The 16,350-nt window shown below is 68.1% G+C and carries 14 protein-coding genes; 4 read left to right on the forward strand and 10 right to left on the reverse strand.

From position 1 onward, the window contains the following. The first annotated feature begins 109 nt into the window (after positions 1-109). Together D0D37_RS23015 and D0D37_RS23020 are read left to right on the forward strand one after the other, a co-directional pair. Positions 110-1,180 (forward strand): LLM class flavin-dependent oxidoreductase, encoded by a 1,071-nt coding sequence (locus D0D37_RS23015; protein WP_116202638.1) that lies wholly within the window; start codon positions 110-112, stop codon positions 1,178-1,180. Between the two features lie 3 nt (positions 1,181-1,183). Beyond that, positions 1,184-2,293, forward strand: coding sequence for a phenylacetate--CoA ligase family protein (locus D0D37_RS23020; protein ID WP_116202639.1), 1,110 nt, complete (start codon positions 1,184-1,186; stop codon positions 2,291-2,293). A 103-nt stretch (positions 2,294-2,396) separates the two neighbouring features. On the opposite strand, the gene D0D37_RS23025 is transcribed toward D0D37_RS23020, so the two are convergent. The 8 genes from D0D37_RS23025 to D0D37_RS23060 all read right to left on the reverse strand — a co-directional run bounded on the left by D0D37_RS23025 (position 2,397) and on the right by D0D37_RS23060 (position 12,405). Further along, entirely contained in the window at positions 2,397-4,568 is a 2,172-nt protein-coding gene (locus D0D37_RS23025; RefSeq protein ID WP_244223632.1) for a glycoside hydrolase family 3 C-terminal domain-containing protein, read from the reverse strand. A 127-nt stretch (positions 4,569-4,695) separates the two neighbouring features. Next, positions 4,696-5,607 carry an SDR family NAD(P)-dependent oxidoreductase gene (locus D0D37_RS23030; protein ID WP_162834405.1) on the reverse strand — a complete coding sequence of 304 codons (912 nt, stop codon included), beginning with the start codon at positions 5,605-5,607 and terminating at the stop codon, positions 4,696-4,698. Then, positions 5,604-6,389, reverse strand: a complete 786-nt coding sequence (locus D0D37_RS23035) for an SDR family NAD(P)-dependent oxidoreductase (RefSeq protein WP_116202642.1) — start codon at positions 6,387-6,389, stop codon at positions 5,604-5,606. The genes D0D37_RS23030 and D0D37_RS23035 overlap by 4 nt, the downstream gene beginning before the upstream one ends. 84 nt (positions 6,390-6,473) lie before the next feature. Beyond that, positions 6,474-7,559: an alcohol dehydrogenase catalytic domain-containing protein gene (locus tag D0D37_RS23040; RefSeq protein ID WP_116202643.1), complete on the reverse strand. Its 1,086-nt coding sequence runs from the start codon at positions 7,557-7,559 to the stop codon at positions 6,474-6,476. A 76-nt stretch (positions 7,560-7,635) separates the two neighbouring features. Next, positions 7,636-9,051 carry a dihydrolipoamide acetyltransferase family protein gene (locus tag D0D37_RS23045; protein ID WP_116202644.1) on the reverse strand — a complete coding sequence of 472 codons (1,416 nt, stop codon included), beginning with the start codon at positions 9,049-9,051 and terminating at the stop codon, positions 7,636-7,638. Between the two features lie 14 nt (positions 9,052-9,065). Next, positions 9,066-10,067, reverse strand: a complete 1,002-nt coding sequence (locus D0D37_RS23050; protein ID WP_116202645.1) for an alpha-ketoacid dehydrogenase subunit beta — start codon at positions 10,065-10,067, stop codon at positions 9,066-9,068. Beyond that, entirely contained in the window at positions 10,064-11,008 is a 945-nt protein-coding gene (locus D0D37_RS23055; RefSeq protein ID WP_208720100.1) for a thiamine pyrophosphate-dependent dehydrogenase E1 component subunit alpha, read from the reverse strand. The genes D0D37_RS23050 and D0D37_RS23055 overlap by 4 nt, the downstream gene beginning before the upstream one ends. Then, positions 11,005-12,405, reverse strand: coding sequence for an MFS transporter (locus D0D37_RS23060; protein ID WP_162834406.1), 1,401 nt, complete (start codon positions 12,403-12,405; stop codon positions 11,005-11,007). The genes D0D37_RS23055 and D0D37_RS23060 overlap by 4 nt, the downstream gene beginning before the upstream one ends. A 183-nt stretch (positions 12,406-12,588) precedes the next feature. Here D0D37_RS23060 and D0D37_RS23065 point away from each other — a divergent pair, with 183 nt between their 5' ends. Next, positions 12,589-13,245 carry a TetR/AcrR family transcriptional regulator gene (locus D0D37_RS23065; protein WP_116202647.1) on the forward strand — a complete coding sequence of 219 codons (657 nt, stop codon included), beginning with the start codon at positions 12,589-12,591 and terminating at the stop codon, positions 13,243-13,245. 6 nt (positions 13,246-13,251) lie between these two features. Here the strand turns inward: D0D37_RS23065 and D0D37_RS23070 are convergent, their stop codons facing one another. After that, a complete protein-coding gene (locus tag D0D37_RS23070; protein WP_116202648.1) occupies positions 13,252-14,463 on the reverse strand; it encodes an acyl-CoA dehydrogenase family protein in 1,212 nt (403 codons plus the stop codon). A gap of 10 nt (positions 14,464-14,473) precedes the next feature. Further along, positions 14,474-15,493 carry a phosphotransferase family protein gene (locus D0D37_RS23075; RefSeq protein ID WP_116202649.1) on the reverse strand — a complete coding sequence of 340 codons (1,020 nt, stop codon included), beginning with the start codon at positions 15,491-15,493 and terminating at the stop codon, positions 14,474-14,476. Positions 15,494-15,838: 345 nt separating this feature from the next. On the opposite strand from D0D37_RS23075, the gene D0D37_RS23080 reads away from it, so the two are divergent. After that, positions 15,839-16,350: 3,4-dihydroxy-2-butanone-4-phosphate synthase (locus D0D37_RS23080; RefSeq protein WP_162834407.1), on the forward strand; the 512-nt coding region annotated here is incomplete at its 3' end.

A 16,350-nucleotide genomic window follows, 5' to 3' on the forward strand; every position in this document is an offset into this window, starting at 1 on the left:
GACGCCCGGACGGCCGCGACGCCCATCAGCGGTCCTGGGGGTTGAAGCCCGCCGACCCCTGAGGTAGCTTGACTTGAGCAAGCGCTTGGTACAGAGAGGGAGACGGCGGATGACACCGATTCGCGTGGGGATGGGCTACGAACTCGAGGTTCGCGGGCGCTCCCGGAAGGTCGAACAGCGCGCGTTCGAGAACGTGCTCGAACAAGTCGTCCGTGCGGACCAGCTCGGGTACAGCACCGCGTGGTTCGTCGAGCACCACTTCACCCGCGGCTTCTCGCACTCCTCCGCACCGGACCTCGTGCTCGCCGCTCTCGCCCGGATGACCGAGCGCATCCGGCTCGGCCTCGGCGTCGTGCTCTTGCCGTTCCAGCATCCAGTCCGGACCGCCGAGCGCATCGCAACCTTGGACATCCTTTCCCGCGGCCGGGTCGAATTCGGCACGGGCCGCGGCGCTTCCCCGCTCGAGTACCAGTCGTTCCAGCGGCCGTTCGAGCAATCGCGCCGGCTGTGGGAAGAGAACCTGGACACAGTGCTGTCCATCTTCGAGGCCGACGGCGCACCGGTCACCGCCGAGCACGAGTACTGGAGCGTGCCGGACGTCGGGGTTTATCCCCGGCCCGTCCAGGAGCCGCATCCGCCGGTCTGGGTCGCCTCGACCTCGCTGGACGGCTATCAGCAAGCGGCCAAGCGCGGCTACAACCTGTTGGGCATGACCATGCTCAAGGGCCTGGACGACGTCGCCGAGGACATCGCCGCCTACCGCAAATGCCTGGCCGACAACGGCTACGACCCGGACTCGCGTCGCGTCGCGCTCATGATCCCTTGGCACGTCGCGCCCACCCGGGACGCTGCCTACGAAAACGCGGCCGACGCGATCATGTGGTACATGCGCCGCCAGGTGAACCTGGTCGCGCCGCCGGACTACTTCGACGCTCGGCACGCCACGCACCGGGTGCTCGGCCAGGAGGCCGTCGGCCAAAGCGCCGAGGACGCACTGGAAATCCTGCGCGAGCACCACATGATCGTGTGCGACGACGTCGAGGGCTCCCGCAAGGCGCTGCAGCGGCTGCACGAAGCCGGCGCGACAGACCTGATCTGCCAGTTCCAGGTCGGCGGGCTCGCGCAGGAACACGTGCTCAGCACCATCGAACTGTTCGCATCGGAAGTGGCAGGACTGTAGACCATGACGACCGTGGCACCCGTCGAATCGCAAGAGCTGAAGTGGAGCACCCGGGCGGACCTTTCGCCAGCCGTGGTGAACCCGGCGAAGGCAACAGGCCTGCTCGTCGCCACGCCGACCGCACGCACCGTGATCCCTTTCGGAAAGCAGGAACGCGAGAGCGCGCGAGAGCTCACTCGGGAAACGCTCGTGCAGGCCGGAGTTTCGCCTGGCGACCGGGTGGTGGTGTCGCTGAACAACGACGCGGACCTCACCGGGTCCCGTATCGCGGAAGCGGCAGCCGAGGTCGGCGACGCCGCGGTCTCGGTCGGCCCGCGAGGCCGGATGCGGCTGCTCGAAACTCTGGAGCGCGTCGCGGCAAACGTGCTCGTCGCGACACCGTCCGGTGCGGCCGACCTGCTGGCTCGGCTGCACATGGAGTTCCTGGTGGATCCGCTGGATCTGGAACTGCGGCTCCTGCTGCTCGTCGGCGAGATCACCGACGACAAGACGCGCAGGCATCTCGCGGCGGAATTCGGCGCGACGGTCGTCGAGGTGTACCTCGATCCGGTCACCGGGGTGCCGGTGGCGCATCGCGCACCCAGCGGCGAACTTGTCGCTGTCCAGTCCGGTCTGCTCGCCCTCGCCGCGCTCGATCAGGACACCCTGGTGACAGGGCCCGCGCGCGGCGAACTGATCGCCCGCCACACTTGGCACCCCGATCTCGCCGGAGTCGCGCTGCGCACCGGCTACGTGGCCGAGCGGAGCGAAGGAGGGGCCCTCCTCGCACCGCAGCACACCGTGGGAACTGCGCTTTTGGCGCGGGGACAATGGCTTTCGGTGGACGAGATAGGCGCCGCACTGCGCAAGATCGACGGTATTTCCCGCTGGCGCCTAGAAATCTCCCGCCCGGGCACCCTCGACACTGCCACGCTCACCGTCAGTTTCAACCGCGAGAGCCTGATTCGCAACGGAATGTGGAAGGGCCGCATCGAGCAGGTGCTCACCGCGCTGACTCCGGTCACGATCGAAGTGCAGGTCTCCGAGCACGTGCAGGAGGAGCCCGCGGCACCGGCCATCGCCGACCACCGCGGACACCACCTCGGCATCGATCGGTCGCACGCAGCTGAATGAGGCCGCGCGGCGCGACTGTCGGGACTGGGACAGTCGCGCCGTGCGAGTCACCCACCGCGAATCTGGTTCAGGGCATGGTTGTCATCGATCCTCATCGGCCCCGCTAGTCTGAGACGCCCCCGCGGCCAGCAGCCGCGATGATCTCGTCAACCGTCCGGGTACCGGCCCCGGCGTCCTCGCCGGTCATCAGCGCCGCGAACATCCCGAGTCTGCCGAGCGGGAACGAATCCAGCATCTTGCTCGCGTCGACACCTTCCGGCAGGACCGACGCGATGCCGTCTGCCAGCCCCATCCGGGCCATCATGGCCTGGATCATCGGCCCGGCGACAGGATGCTTCAACGCCTCGCCCAGCGACGATGTGCGCGAGAGCGGCACCACAACCTCGTCCCCAGCGACTTCCACCGACGTGGCTGCCCGCAGATCCCGGCTCGACGAAGGAACGTCCACTGTGTACGCGCCACCCTCGACGACCCATCGGTCGACGCGAATGTCCCAGTAGGCCAGGTCTTTGCGTCGCACAATTAGTGCCACCGTGCGCGCCGCACCCGGTGCCAGCTCGACGACCGTGAACGCCTTGAGTTCGCGTACCGGCCGCTGAACACGCGAGCCCGGAAGCGACAGATAGACCTGCACCACCTCCCGCCCAGAGCGTTCTCCAGTATTCGTGACCGTGACGGTGACCTCGACATCCCCGTCCGCGGTGAGCGCCGCGAAGGCGTCTCGGTAGACGAACGTCGTGTACGAGAGCCCGTGGCCAAACGGGAAGGCGACCGACATGCGGCGTGCGTCGTACCAGCGATATCCGACGAATAGGCCCTCGCCGTATCGCACATGCGAGAAATCACCGGGAAAGTCGAGGTAGGCGGGTGTGTCCTCCAGGCGAAGCGGGATGGTTTCGGTCAGCTTCGCCGACGGGTTGACGTCGCCGAACAGAACGTCCGCCGTCGCGCCGCCGCCTGCTTGGCCTAGCAGCCAGGCTTCAACGATCGCCGGCACCTTCTCCGCGAAGGGCAGCGCCACGACGCCGCCGTTGGACAATACGACCACTGTCCTGGGATTGGCGGCCAGCACAGCGTCAAGCAGTTCCAGTTGTTCGGCGGGCAGATCAAGGTCCGGGCGGTCGTAGCCTTCCGATTCCAGGCGTGCGGGCAGCCCCAGGAAAACGACCGCGACGTCTGCCGCCGATGCGACGCCGACGGCTTCGTCGCGCAACGCCACAGCCTCGTCGGCCGACACATCGACGGCGACACTAAAGCCCCGCGCATAGGCGACGGTTCCCGTCGAAAGTGCGCGGATCTCCTCCAGCGCGTTATCCAAACGGGTCGGATTGATCATCGACGAGCCAGCACCCTGATAACGCGGCTCGACGGCGAACGTGCCGATGACAGCAACGGACGTCTCCTTCGGCAGGGGCAGCAGATCTCCGTCGTTCTTCAGGAGCACGATCGAACGCCCTGCGGCCTCGCGTGCGAGCGCGTGGTGCGCATCGACGTCCAGCGGCCCCTCGACCTGACCGGCCCCGGAGCGCGCCTTCTGCACGAGGTCAAGGACGCGGCCCGCAGCGGCGTCCAACACGGCTTCGTCCAACACCCCGTCCTGCACCGCGGCCACGATCTGTGCATCGGTGATCCCGTTCGACGAGGGCATTTCGAGATCCAGACCGGCCGCCAGGCCCGCCACGCGCTCGTTGACCGCTCCCCAATCGGACACCACGAGCCCTTCGAAACCCCACTCGCCGCGCAGCACCTGCGTGAGCAACCACGGATCTTCCGAGGCATAGCAGCCGTTGATCCGATTGTAGGAACACATGACCGTCCAGGGGCGCGCTTCTTCGACCACCCGCTGGAACGCACGCAAGTAGATCTCGCGAAGGGGCCGCGCGTCGACATCCGAGCTCGACCGCATCCGGTCATGCTCCTGGTTGTTCGCCGCGAAGTGCTTGAGCGAGGTTCCCACGCCCTTCGACTGGATGCCTTGCACGAGCGCGGCGCCGAGTTCCCCGGCCACGACCGGATCCTCGGAGAAGTACTCGAAATTCCTCCCGCAGAGCGGCGAGCGCTTGATGTTCACGCCCGGTCCGAGCAGCACGGAGACCTTCTCGATCGACGTCTCGGCACCGAGAGCCTCCCCAACCCGACGGACCAGCTCCGCGTCCCACGACGAGCCGAGTCCGACAGCAGGAGGGAAACAGGTGGCCGGCACGCTGCCGCCCAGACCGAGATGATCGCCTCCCGTGTCCTGCTTGCGCAGGCCGTGCGGCCCGTCGGCGACCATGATCGACGGAAGGCCGAGCCGCCCGATCGCCTGCGTGTCCCAGAAGCTCGCACCGCTGGTGAGCGCCGCTTTCTCCGCGAGCGTGAGCTCGACGACGGAGCAGGGCAAGCCGTCTTCGGAGGTACGGTCAGTCATCGTCTCCTCTTCCCGTGGCTGTGCGCCCGACTCGCTCCACCGCTTCGAGCAGGCGGTTCCTCGCCGAGCCGGATTCGAGAAACTCCGGGATGTTGTGCCCCGCGCCGTATTGAGGCCCGCGCAGGGACAACCCGCCGTCGACCACGAGAGTATGCCCAGTGATGTAACTGCTCAGGTCAGTCAGGAGAAACACCACCGCAGTCGCGACCTCTGCGACATTGCCCCTGCGCCCCAAAGGGATTAGCGCCCGTTCGAGGCTGCCATCGGAGTCTTGTCCGGAATGTGCGCGTGGCGTGTCTACCAAGCCCCACGCGACGCTGTTAGCTCGGATCCCGAGCGCGCCCAGCTCTACCGCCATGGTCCGAGTTGCTGCCTCAAGCGCACTGCGAGCAGCTCCGTACGCAGCGAACCACGGCATCGCGTGTCTCGCATCAGCGACGGAGAGGTTCACCAACGCGCCCTGGGTTTTCGTGGCCGCCATCCGGCGCGCAGCAATCTGGCAAGTCCGCACGGCGTAAGTGAAATCGAGGTCGAGGCTTCGCTGCCACTGCTGCGCATCCAGTTCGAGGAAATGCGCGACTTCTCCCGGCATCACCCCGCCTACGACGTTCACGAGGGACTTGAGATCCGTCTCAGCGATCACCCGGTCGAACTCGTGCATTCCCGCAGCCGTGGTGATGTCCGCGACGACGCCGGTGACCGACGGACCGAAGTGGTCAATGAGCTGATCGAGCCGTTCGGCTGCTCGGTCGACAACCAGGACCTTCGCGCCGGACTGCACGAGCAACGCCACAGCGGCTGTGCCGACTCCCCCGCCACCGCCGCCGACCACCGCCGAGGTCTTCCCGGCCAGTTCGGGGAAGACGTGCGGCGGTATTTCCGGGATCCGTATCCGCCCGGTCACAATGGCATCACGCTGCCGCCGTTGACGCGGATGATCTGGCCGGTCACATACGACGCGGCGGGGCTGGCGAGGAACCGGACGACCGCGGCGACTTCAGCGGCCGAACCGGGACGCCGCAACGGAATGCGCTCCGACTGCCCCTCGTCGACCTGCCGCAGCTTCTCCTCGACGAGACGGCCGTCCGCGTCGCGTGCGTGCGCCTCGGTCATCGCGGTTCGGATATAGCCCGGAGAGACCGCGTTCACCCGGATCCCGGCCGGGCCGAGCTCGGCGGCAAGGCTGCGAGTCAACTGCAGCACACCCGCTTTAGGAATGCTGTAAGCAGCAAGGTCGGCGACCGCTCCGTCCACGGTCCCGGAGCCGACGTTCACGATAGCTCCGCCTGCCGTCATCGCCGCCGCAGCAGCCTGGCAGCCGAATACAAGGCTTTTCAGATTCACGGCAAGCCCTCGGTCCAGTTCTTCCTCCGTCACCGAACCGACCGGCCCCCGATCGGTGATGGCACCCGCGATGTTGGCGTACACATCGAGCCTGCCGTGCTCGTACCGGACCGCCTCGACCAACCGTCGCACGGCGGTACGGTCAGTCACGTCCAGACAGGCGGCGATCGCGCCTTCCCCGGCTTCTTCCGCAGTCGCGACCGCGGCCGGCCCGTCGCGGTCGAGACAGACCACGGTCGCGCCGGCGTCCGCGAACGCAAGAGCGCTCGCCCGGCCGATCCCGCTGCCCGCGCCAGTGACCACGGCAACCCGGCCGGAGAGCCCCGAATCGTCCTTAGCCATCCGCCTCCTTAACCAAGCAGGGATGTTCCGGCTCGCTGGCCAGTCTGACTGGCTCTTTGGTCCGAAGCAAGCGCATGCTTGGTTTCAGCCGACCAGGATGCCCGGCTCCGTGATGTCGTGCCGTACCAGCACCTTCACGTGGTCGATGCGGTGTGAGTCCTGCGGCCGAAGCGCTTCGAACACCGCGCCGACGCTGTCCAGTCCCGCGTACCCGGTCACAATGGAAGCCGGATCGAACCGGCCCGCGACGATGTGGTCGAACATCACGTCGAACGCCTGATAGCCGGTCTCGCCGAGTCCTGGTCCGCCGACGAATTCCAGCGAAACGTTCTTCAGGATGCCGACGACCGGGCGAATCGGATCGGGCACCATCCCCGCGCCCACGATCAGGATGCGGGTGAATCGGGGCGCTGTCGCCATCAGGCGGTCGAGCAAACCACGAGCGCCGGATGCCTCGAATACGTGGAGCAGCGCGCCGGAGCGAGCGTGCGCCCGCCAAACCTCCACCGGATCTTCCTCGGTCGGGTCCACGACTGCCGTCGCGCCGCAAGCAGCGGCCATCCGCCGGCGCCGATCGGACGGATCCGAGGCCACGATAGGTCGCACGCCCCGGTGCACCAACTCGACGATGCTGCCGAGTCCCACCGGTCCGCACCCGGTGACGATGGCGCCGTCATCGCTCGTCGTCCCGGCCCGCAAGACTGCGTTGACCCCGGTCGCCATCGGCTCTGTCACCGCCGCGTGGACCGGCGAGACGGACTCCGGAATCGTCAGGTGCCCGTATGCCTGTACTACGACGTGTTCGGCCAGACCGCCGGGGTAGTCCGTGCAGTAGCCGAGTGTGTGCGGCTCGCCGCGCGGGTCGACGACCGCCGGGAGCACCACCAGTTTCTGCCCCGGCTGGTAATCGCGGACGCCGTCGCCGGTTTCCAGCACCTCGGCCGTGAACTCATGACCGAGCACCAGGTCCTGGTCCGGGTCGAACATCTCGCCCGTCATTCCCGTGTCCGCGTGCGCGCGCAGGAATTCACTGGTGTGCTGCCAGGCGGACAAGTCGCTCCCGCAAATCCCGACCGCGATCGGCCGGACCTTCAGCTGTCCCGGCCCCAACGGCGGCTCGGCCACCTCGTCGACGACCAGCTTCCCGTTTCGCAACACCGCTGCGCGCATCCGGCTCCGCTCCGTTCCCTCGTTGGAACCGGCCGGCGGGCGTGTTCCCTGCTGCCGCCCGCCGGCCGGGGTCTGTTCACAAATAGGCCTCGGCGGACCACGTTTCGAGCTTCCGCTGGATCGACTGCAGGGCGCGCAGCGCGGCCGCGCCGTCGAACGCCCGATGGTCGAATGTGAGCCCGAACCGTGCAACCGGACGGACGGCGACGTACTCCTCCCCCGACGGCGAAGTCACTGCCATTGGCGTGCGAACGATCGCCGGCACGCCCAGCGACGCGACTTGCGGACGGGTGAGGATCGGCGTAGCGATCACACCTCCTACGCTGCCCGAGTTGCTGATAGTGATGGTCCCGCCTGTCAGATCCTCGGCTGTCACAGTGCGGTCGTGCACCGCGGTGGAAAGACGCGCGATCTCCTCGGCGAGCGCCGGAGCCGTCAGCCGCTCGGCCTGCTTGACGACCGGCACCAGCAGGCCCTGCGGTCCGTCCACGGCCACACCCACATTGACTGGTTGCCAGCGCACTAGGTGGTCGTCGGTGAACGTCGCGTTCACATCCGGATGCTCCGCGACCGTGGCGCACAACGCCCGGGCGATGAACGGAAGGAAACTCAGCTTCGACTCGCCGCGGGCGAGCCTGCGCTCGTTGACCTCGGCGCGCACCTGGGTCACCGCGGACATGTCGACGTCGACCTGTGCGGTCAACTGCGGTGCCGTACTGACGGATTCGAGGAGGTTGCGGGCGATCGCGCGACGCTGCGGCGTCAGCGCGACCGCCTCGTAGGCGACATTCTCGTACCCACGCGGAACGGCGACCTCCCCCTTCGTCTTCGCGACCGGGGCCGGGACCGCGGCGCGGCTCTCCGTAACCGCCTCGGCAGGTTTCGGAGTAGTGGCGGCGGCGTCCAGGTCCTTGCGCGTGACGCGGCCTCCCGGTCCGGTGCCGACGACCTCGCGGAGGTCCAAGCCTCGTTCCTTCGCAAGCTTTCGCACGAGCGGAGTCGTCGGCACGCCATTGCGGCTTCCGTTCCGGGCAGCCGCCTCGGGGCTCGGGAGCGGCAGCCACGCCGCGGAGAGCACCAACGAAGAACCATCGGGCGGCTGAACGGCCGTCGGCACCGGATCCACGACCGGAACTGGGTCCGCGGAAGGCGCCGGGGCCGGCTCAGGCGCGACCGGAGCCGCTACAGCTGTCTCTGTCGACGCTGCCGCACCGGCACGGATCACCTCCGCCACTTCGTCCTCGGTGGCGTCGGACGGCGCGAACCGGGCGATCACCGCGCCCACGGGCACTTCTTCGTCGACTTGGGCGACGTAGCCGACGAGCACTCCGCTAACCGGCGACGGCACTTCGGTGTCGACCTTGTCCGTGGACACCTCGCACAACGGCTCGGACTCCTCGACGCGGTCGCCCGGAGAGCGCAGCCACGACGTCAGGACAGCCTGCTCCACCACGCCCATGTGCGGCAGGCGGACATCGATCAGAGTGGTCATGTGAGGTCTCCGGTTCAGGCGCGAGCGAGCTGGCGGGCCAGTTCGACGACGTCGGTCACGCTGGGGAAGCACAGATCTTCGAGGAAACGGCTTGCCGGGATCGGCGCGTCGACCGCGCCCAGCCGGGCGACCGGCGCTTCCAGGGCGTAGAAGCAGTGCTCCTGGATCAACGCGGCGATTTCCGCACCAGGGCCGGCGGTGCGAGGGGCTTCGTGCACGATCATCGCCCGCCCGGTTTTGCGCACCGAGGCCAGGATGGCCTCCCGGTCGAGCGGCACCAAAGTCCGCAAGTCGATCACTTCGAGATCGATCGACTCCGCGGCGAGGGTTTCCGCGGCTTCGAGAACACGCGGCACCATGCAGCCGTAGCTGATCACGCTGATCGTCGTGCCCGGGCGGGCGATCGCGGCCTTGCCCAGCGGAACGAGCAGGTCGGGATCGGCCGGGACGGGCCCGCGCTTGAAATTGAGCTGTTTGCTCGGGTAGTACAGCACTGGGTTCGGATCCCGGATGGCGGCTTTCAGCAAGCCCTTGGCGTCCGCGGGGTTCGAAGGCACCACTGCTTTGAGGCCAGGGAAGTGCATGGGCAGCATCTCCATCGACCCTGAGTGCTCCGGCCCGGCTCCCCCGCTGGGCCCGATCGGCATGATGATCGTCGCGGGAAGCTCGAACTGGCCGCCGTGCATGTGCCGCCACTTGCCGAGCTTCTGGAAGATCTCGTCGCCGGCGATGAGGCTGAAGTCGGCGAACCCGAGCTGGACGACCGGGCGCATCCCGGTCATCGCCGCTCCGGCCGCGGCGCCGACCATGAACGCCTCGGTGATGCCGGTATTGCGGACGCGTTCGAGGCCGAACTCCTCCACGAGGCCGCGGCCTCCTCCGAAGAACCCGCCCATCGCGACGTCCTGCCCCATCAGGAACACCGTCGGGTCCCGGCGCATCTCCTCCGCAAGCGCGGCGCCCTGCGCGGCGTCGTAGCTGATCACCTTCGTCTCGGCTGCGGTCTCCACGCTCATGCGAACACGTCCTTCAGAATCACGCTGGGGTCGGGATACGGCGCTGCTTCGGCGTCGCGGAGCGCGGCCGCGACCTCGTCCCGCGCCTCTTCGAGGATTCGGTCGGCCACCGCACCGTCCACTCTGGACCTGAGCACGTCCAGCGGATCGCGGTAACTGGCCAGGAAATCCGCCGGCCGGTATTGCTGGGCGTCGCCTTCCCAATGGCCGCCTACCCGGGTCACCGTCGCTTCGATCAGGCTCGGCCCCTGGCCGGCGCGAGCCCGCTCGACGGCATTTCCGACCGCGTCGTACACCGCGAGTGCGTCGTGCCCGTCGACGACCTCGCCCGGCACTCCGTAAGCGGCAGCGCGCTCGGCGATCGTCTTCGTCGGGCTCACGTCCTCGAACCTCGTCGAAACGGAGATGCCGTTGTTCTCGCAGAAATAGACGAGCGGCAGCCGCCAAGCCGACGCTTGAAGGAGCGTTTCGTGGAATGTGCCCCTGGCCGAAGTCCCGTCGCCGAAATCGGCGAGTGCGACCTGATCCGTCCCGCGGAGTTTCGCGGACAGCGCTGCCCCCGCGGCGATGTGGTAGACGCTGCCCAAGGACGCGCCTTCGCCCATGATGCCGAGCGCCGGGTCCGCCCAGTGCGGGACGCCGGCCCCTTTGCCGCCGGTCGAACCGGTCGACCTGCCCAGCAGGTCCCCGATGATCGGAGCCAGCCCCATGCCCTTCGCGAGCGGCCAGGTCGCCCCGCGTCCTTGATAGAAGAGGTAGTCGTCGGTGCGCAGTGCCGCGGAGGCCCCGGCAGCGGCGGCTTCCTGCCCCTTGCCCGGGTGCCAGTAGCCCGCGAAGCCGTGATCCCGGATGTGCACTGCCAGGGCGTCCTCGAGCGCCCGTGCTCGCGCCATCGTGGTGAACAGCGTCACCGCCAGCTCCGCGCGTTCGGATGTGGTCACTCGCTCTCCCTTTCGGCTTGTTCGCGCGTTCGCGCAGCCGCGACCATCGCCACCGCGAGCAGCGACAACGCCCCGACGAGCACGAACGCGATGGTGTAGGAGGAATCGGCGTAAACCGGCTGCCCGCCGGCGACGGCGACCACCTGCATGGCCAGCACGATGAAGATCACCTGGACGCCGGCGCTGGACCCAAGGCTCTGCAGCAGGCTCACCACCCCGGCAGTCACTCCCTGCTGCTCGGCCGGGACCGCGGCGATGACCAAGTTGGGCACCGCTCCGAGTGCGAGCCCGCTGCCCGCGCCGCTGACCAGGTACGCGGTCACCACCTGCCAGGACTCGCCGTGCACGAACGCGAGCGCGAACGCACCGACAGCCATCAGGATCGCGCCGGCCGCCAGCAGCCGCGGAGGACCGAACCGGCGGGCCAGCGCTCCGATCGCGAGGCCGCCGAGCATCGTCGTCACGCCCGCGGGCACGAGGTAAAGCGGAACCCCGCTCGCGGTGACTCCGAACCCGTAGCTTCCGCCTGCGGACCGCGGCGTCTGCACCATAAGCGGGATCAGGACAGCAGCAGCGGTCACCGCAGTGGTCACCGCAGCGCCGGCGACCATGACAGTCCACACTGGACGTGCGCGCACCACGCTGAGGTCGACGAGCGGATCATCGCTGCGCCGTTGGTGCCGCCACCACGCCACTGCGGCGAGCGCACCGCAGGCCAAGGGCAGCAGAGCGGCGGTCGAGCCCCAGCCCTGTTCCGAACCGAACGTCAGGCCGAGAAGCAGCAGCGCGACTCCCCCGCCGAGCAGCAGCCCGCCCACCACGTCAAGCCGCGCGGGAACGCGGAGCGCCGATTCGGGCACCACCGACAGCACGAGGAGCAGAGCGAGCACGCCGAGCGCGGCAAGGAACCAGAAGACCCCGCGGAATCCGAAGGCATCGATGAGATAGCCCGACAGGAACGGCCCGGCGATGGTCACCAGTCCGATGCCGGTCGTCGAGACGCTTGCCCCCAGCGCAAGCATCCTCCGGGGCAGCACGTCTCGCATCAGCGAGTACGTGAGCGGACCGGCAGCGATCATCAGTCCTTGCAGCGCACGCCCGAGGAGCACAGACCCGAAGTTCGGCGCCAGCGCCACGACCACCGAGCCGACGATCATCGCCGCGGTGAGCCAGACGATGACCTTGCGCTTGCCGCGAATGTCAGCCGATTTGCCCGCGAGCGGAACAGCGATCGCGCCTACCAGGCTGAGGATCGTGATGACCCACCCGATCTGCGCGGTGTGGAATCGCGCCGCCATCGGCGACAACGCCGGAGTGACCAGCTGGAAGGACAACGCCACCACTTCGGTCACGAACACCAGCACGATCAGCACCGAGATCGCGCGAGCAGTGCTCATCCCGGCACTTTCTCCCGTCCGACGCGACTGCACTGTCGCCATCGGTCCACCTCCGCTCCTTCGCGGCACCGGCCACGGACGTGGCCTCGCTCACGTCAGCACTTTAATCCGATCACTCGATCGAATCAAGTGTTCGGTTCAAGTGTTCGGTAGACTCCGGAGACGAGAACTTCAGGAGGTCTCATGGCCCGGCGGAAAGGACCACGCGACGGCGACGCGACCCGTGCCGCACTGGTCGACGCAGCCGCGAAACTGTTCGCGGAGCAGGGAGTGGACGGGGTTTCGATCAGGGCGATCAACTCCGAAGCCGGCCTTGCGCCCGCTGCTGTGCATTACCATTTCGGCAGCAAGGACGCCTTGGTCAACGCGGTCCTCATGCGGGACGGCGAGCCAGTGCGCGAGCGGATCCACCATCTCGCCGAGGAACTGGCCGCCGCGGATCGCCCGCCGACCGCACGCCAGTTGATCGATCTGCTTACCACGCCCTACCGCGAACTCATCGACCGCGACGCCGAGCGCGCCGCACAATGGCTGGCGATCTGCGGGCAGCTCAGCCTCGCTCACGACAGCCGGCTGCTCGACACCTCGTCGCTCACCAACAAACTGCTCCACGAACTCGTGGCCTGGGCCTATCCGAAGGTGTCCGCGGAGGAGCTCGAGGTCCGCTGGGCCATCGCCGCGAACACGCTGATCCAGATGACCGCGCGATGGTCGTGGGCGGTCAAAGGCGTCCCCTCCGAGGAGAGGACGCGACAGCTGGAAGCGCTCGCCGAATTCGTGGCCGGCGGCCTTGACCACGCGATGGCGGTCGCCGCCGGACAGCGGGCGGCGGCTTCCTGATCCGGATCAGTCCGCGGGCCGGTGGCGCGCGAGTTCGCGCCGCGCCACCACCATGCGGTGAACTTCGTCCGGGCCGTCGATGAACCGCATGGTTCGCGCCTGGACCCAGAGTTCGGCAAGCGGGGTGTCTTGCGACATCCCCTCCGCGCCGTATACCTGAATGGCCTTGTCCAGCACCCATTCGGTCACCGCGGGCGCGGCGACCTTGATGGCCGAGATGTCCGTCCGCGCGGCGCGTGCGCCTTCCGAGTCGATGACCGACGCCGCCCGCAGCACCAACAGCCGAACCTGGTCGATGCGCACTCGTGCCTCAGCGATCCAGTCCTGGATCGTGCCCTGGTCGGCCAGCCGCTTGCCAAACGCTTCCCGTTGCAGCGCGCGGGAACACAGCAATTCCAGCGCACGTTCGGCCATTCCGATCATCCGCATGCAGTGATGGATCCGGCCCGGTCCCAGCCGTGCTTGCGCGAGCTTCGTGCCGGCCCCCTCCTCGCCCAGCAACGCAGAGCGCGGGATCCGCACGTCATCGAACTCGACCTCGCCGTGCCCGCCGCTCGCGCCGTGGGTGAAACCGAACATCCGCAGACCGCGGACCTTGCGGACGCCTGGGGCATCCGCCGGAACGAGGACGATGCTGTACCGGGATTTCGGCGGCGCGTCCGGATCGGAGACGCCCATCACCACCAGCAAGGCGCACTCCTCGCCCAGCAGGCCGGTCGACCACCACTTACGGCCCCGGACGACGAAATCGTCGCCGTCGCGCACGATCGCGGTTCCGAGATTCGCCGGGTCCGAAGACGACACCCCGGGTTCGGTCATGCAATACGCCGACCGGATCTTTCCTTCGAGCAAAGGGAAAAGCCAGCGCTCCCTCTGCTCCGCGGTTCCGAAGAGCGCGAGCAGCTCCATGTTCCCGGTGTCCGGCGGCGCGCAGTTGAGCGCTTCCGGGGCCACCGCCGGGCTCCACCCGGTGATCTCCGCGAGCGGCGCGTACTGGACGTTCGTCAGGCCAGCCCCGTATTCCGACTCGGGGAGGAAGAGATTCCAGAGGCCACGCCGCCGCGCCTCGGACTTCAGCCGAGCCATCGCCGCAGGACGGCTTCCCGTCTCGACGCGCTCGTCGGAGAACCGGTGCTCGACCGGGTACACCTCGTCGGCCATGAACGCCAGCAATTCGGCACGCAGCGCTTCGGTGCGCGCGTCATAGCGGAAATCCATCGACAGCTCCTCAGATCAAGTCGAGACCGCGCGCAGCGAGCGGCAGCACCATCTCGCCGATGCCGGCGAAGCCTTCGCCGACCGTGAGCCCGCCGGCATCGCGGTAGTAGATGCCTTCGAGGATCACCGCGAGCTTGAAACAGGCGAATGCCTGGTACCACGCGAAATCTCCGACGTCCACGCCAGCGCGTTCCCGGTACCGCGCCATCAGCTCCGGCCATCCCGGGTAGTCCGCGTGGAGCCCGGCGGTGCCGGCGATAGGGTTGTCGATTCCCCGCCAGCCCTCCCAGAAGAGCCAGGCCAGCCCAAGGTCGGTCAGCGGATCCCCCAAGGTGGACATCTCCCAGTCCAGCACCGCAGCAATTCGCGGTTCGGCTCCTGGCGCGAGAATCATATTGTCGAGCCGGAAATCACCGTGGACGATCGAGGCCCGGTCGTTCCCGGGCACGTCGGCCGCGAGCTTGGTCGCGAGTTCGTCGAGAACCGGCACAGCACGTGAGCGAGAGGACTCAAGCTGTTTCGTCCACCGCCGCACTTGCCGGGACGCGAAGCCCTGCGGCCTGCCGAAATCCGCCAAGCCGACCGCTTCAGGATCGATCGCATGCAAGGCCGCCAAGGTATCCACGTACGCATGCCCGACCGCAGGGCGCTGGCCGCGGGACACGCCGACGAGATCGCCATCGGTCCGCAGGACCGTGCCAGCGACTCGCTCCATCACGTAGAACGACGGGTCGGCTGAGGCGAGCACGACTCGGGGCACCGGAAACCCAGCGCTGCCGAGCGCCTGCTGGACCCGCGCCTCACGGGCCATGTCGTGCGCGGTGGCCAGTACGTGGCCGAGCGGAGGACGCCGCAGAACCCATTCCGACCGGCCGTCGGAGAGGACGTAGGTCAGATTGCTGCGCCCGCCGGCGAGCAGTTCGAGTTTGAGCGGTCCGGCCAGCTCGATCCGCGCTTGGTTCCGCAGCAGCCGGGCGACCAGTCCCAGGTCGACCGCCTCGGCGTGGTCGTGGATCGCCGCACCAGCCATGCCGCATCACCTCTCCGAAAGCCCGCATCCGATCAGTTGATCGAATCATTCGATCGAATCTGGGTCAAGGGCCGGGTCGCCACGCCCGCGTCACACCCCCGGCGAAGTTCTCCTGAACGCTGCGCGCGGCGGCGCGGCGACAGACGACGCACCTCGAGGAAACAGCTCGCGACCGCATCAGGTCGCGCTTCGAATCACCAGCGCAGTGCACCCTGACAGTGATTCACGGAGTCCTCCGTGGACAGGCGAGCACGACTTTGCCGCACAGCGGGTTCCGGCACCGCCTTTGACACCACGGCCGGCTTGCCGCACTATTTTAGCAAGCGCTTGGTTTTGGAGGTCAGCATGTCGTCGGAATCCGCGGTCATCGCCTTTCCCCGCAACGAGGGTTTCGACCCCGTCCCCGCCGCACTGGAGGCGCTGGGCCGCGGCGGGATCGTGGTCGTGGTCGACGACGAGGACCGGGAGAACGAGGGCGACCTGGTGATGGCCGCCGAATTCGCCGACCCGGCCTCGATCGCGTTCTTCGTGCGGCACACCTCAGGTTTCCTTTGCGTCGCGATGCCGGAAGAGCAGGCCGACCGGCTGGGCCTTCCCCCGATGATCCCTCCGTCAGCCAACTCCGACGCGCACCGAACCGCGTTCGCGGTCGCCTGCGACGCCGCCGACGGCGTGTCCACGGGCATCTCCGCGACCGATCGCGCTCGGACCGCCCGAATCCTCGCCGCGCCCGGCACCCGACCGGAAGACCTCGCGCGCCCGGGGCACGTGCTGCCGTTGCGGGCCAGGCCGGGTGGGGTGCTCGAGCGGGCGGGCCACACCGAGGCGACTGTCGACCTCTGCCGGCTCGCCGGCAC

The organism is Amycolatopsis circi (assembly GCF_003385235.1).
GTDB classification, from domain to species: domain Bacteria; phylum Actinomycetota; class Actinomycetes; order Mycobacteriales; family Pseudonocardiaceae; genus Amycolatopsis; species Amycolatopsis circi.